Raw genomic sequence first — 2212 nt, forward strand, 5'->3', positions numbered from 1 at the left:
GTGAGGTGGACACTTCAGTCGATGAGACCGAGCGTGCGGTTGGCCAGCGCCGCCGATTCAGCCGGGAGTACAAGCGGCAGATGGCTGAGGAGACGCTCACGTCCGGCGCATCGGTGTCTGTTGTCGCGCGCCGGCACGACGTCAATGCTAACCAACTCTTCCGTTGGCGAAAGGAGTATCGCGAGGGGCTCCTTGAGGATGCCGGAGACCTGATTCCAATCCAGGTGAATAAGCCCGCTCCATCGGTGCCGACAGCCGTGCCCGAGACTGTCGGTGGAGCGTCCGGGAGTGGCATGGACATTGTGCTGCGTAGCGGTGATCGGGTAATCATTCGTGGCAGCGCTGATGTCGCTGTGCTGCGCACGGTGCTGGAGGTGCTGGGCCGATGATGGCGCCACCGGCGAGCACGCGAATTTTTCTGGTCACCGGCGTCACGGACATGCGCAAGGGTTTTGATGGGCTAGCCGCTGTGGTGCAGCATCGCCTTTGCCGCAGTCCCTTCGGCGGGCAACTGTTCGTCTTCCGTGGTCGCCGCGGTGATCGCATCAAGGTGCTGTGGTGGGACGGCCAGGGACTGTGTCTCTACTACAAGCGATTGGAACGTGGGCGCTTCATCTGGCCGCAGGCCGAGAACGGCACTGTCCGCCTGTCGCCAGCGCAGTTGTCCATGCTGCTCGAAGGCATCGACTGGCGTTTGCCAAGCCGCACGCATACTCCTGAGACAGCCGCCTGAAAGGCGCGCCAGTGCTGGGTTTTTGATATAATGACTGCGTGCAAAAGGATACCGCCCGGTCCCAAGAACTGCCTACCGATGTTGCCGCTCTCCGGGCGCTGTTGCGCGAGAGTCAGGCGGAGGCCGAGTCCCTTCGGCAACGCCTCTCCCACCGGGAATTTGAACTCGAGAAGCTCAAGCTGGAACTCGCGCGCCTGAGGCGCCTGCGGTTCGGCCGCTCCTCCGAACAACTCGACGACCAAATCAATCAGCTCGAACTCGCCATTGAGGAACTTGAGTGCGAGAAGGCTGATGCGCCGCAAAGTGAGCCGGCCTGTGCACCGACGGCGAGGGGGAAGCCTGCCCGCAAGGCGCTGCCAGAGCACTTGCCGAGGGAAGAACAGGTTCATGCACCGGCCTGCACCTGCCCGGACTGTGGTGGCGCGCTCACCGACTTCGGCGAGGATATCTCCGAGGTACTGGAGTACGTGCCGGCGTCCTTCAAGGTCATTCGTCACGTGCGCCCGAAGCGGCGCTGCAATGATTGCGAGGCCATCATCCAGGTACCAGCGCCCATGCGGCCAATTGCCCGTGGGCTCGCCGGACCTGGACTCCTTGCCCAGGTCCTGGTCGCGAAATTCTGCGACCATCTGCCACTGTATCGGCAGTCCGCGATCTACGCCCGGGAGGGTGTGGAGCTCTCCCGCTCAACCCTGGCCGACTGGGTTGGCTCTACGACGGCACTGCTCGCCCCGCTTGGCGACGCACTGGCAGCCCATGTGCTGAGCGCAAGGAGTATTCACGGCGACGACACGCCAGTACCCGTGCTTGCGCCTGGCACCGGCAAGACACGCACCGCGCGGCTCTGGACGTACGTGCGTGACGAGCAGCCTCACGGTGGCGAGGCGCCGCCCGCGGTTTTCTTCCGTTACTCCCCCAACCGCAAGGGCGAACATCCACAGCAGCATCTCAAGGACTTCGAAGGCGTGTTGCATGCCGATGGGTTTGCCGGTTTCAGGCCACTCTACGACAGCGGCCGGGTCGAGGAGGCTGCCTGCTGGGCGCATGTGCGGCGGAAGTTCCACGACATTGCCCAGGCCAACGGCACACCGCTTGCCGTTGAGGCCTTGCAGCGCATCGCCCGGCTCTACGCCATTGAGGCGGACCTCCGTGGCAAGCCGCCGGACGTCCGCTGCAAAGAGCGCCAGGCCCGTGCAGGACCCGCACTCGAGAATCTCGAGCGGTGGTTGCGGGAGAAGCTACGCAAGGTCTCCGCGAAGTCCGCCTTCGCAGGAGCCGTACGCTATGCCCTGGAGCGTTGGCAGGCACTGACGCGCTATTGTGACAACGGCTGCATCGAGATCGACAACAACGCTGCCGAGCGGGCGCTGCGCACGGTGGCACTTGGGCGCAAGAATTATCTCTTCGCCGGTTCCGACCGTGGTGGGGAAAGTGCTGCGCTCGTCTACAGCCTCATCGGCACGGCCAAGCTCAACGGCA

Annotated in this window: 2 protein-coding genes and 1 pseudogene; all 3 read left to right on the plus strand. The window is 64.0% G+C overall.

Annotated features, from left to right (window positions below; all coding sequences use genetic code 11):
* Window positions 1–86: 86 nt before the first annotated feature.
* Window positions 87–389: pseudogene (gene tnpA / locus J2T57_RS22580) on the plus strand (IS66-like element accessory protein TnpA); the annotation flags it as partial.
* On the plus strand, window positions 386–733 hold the full coding sequence (tnpB, locus tag J2T57_RS22050; RefSeq protein ID WP_253485959.1) for an IS66 family insertion sequence element accessory protein TnpB: 348 nt from the start codon (window positions 386–388) through the stop codon (window positions 731–733). The pseudogene tnpA and the gene tnpB, both read left to right, overlap by 4 nt.
* A gap of 68 nt (window positions 734–801) precedes the next feature.
* Window positions 802–2212, plus strand: a 1411-nt coding sequence (gene tnpC / locus J2T57_RS22055) for an IS66 family transposase (RefSeq protein WP_436262724.1), incomplete at its 3' end; no start/stop codon positions are given.

The sequence above is a fragment of the Natronocella acetinitrilica genome (assembly GCF_024170285.1).
GTDB lineage: Bacteria > Pseudomonadota > Gammaproteobacteria > Nitrococcales > Aquisalimonadaceae > Natronocella > Natronocella acetinitrilica.

Coding starts and splice junctions, on each gene's coding strand:
- tnpB (WP_253485959.1), top strand. CDS start 386: ATGATGGCGCCACCGGCGAGCACGCGAATTTTTCTGGTCACCGGCGTC.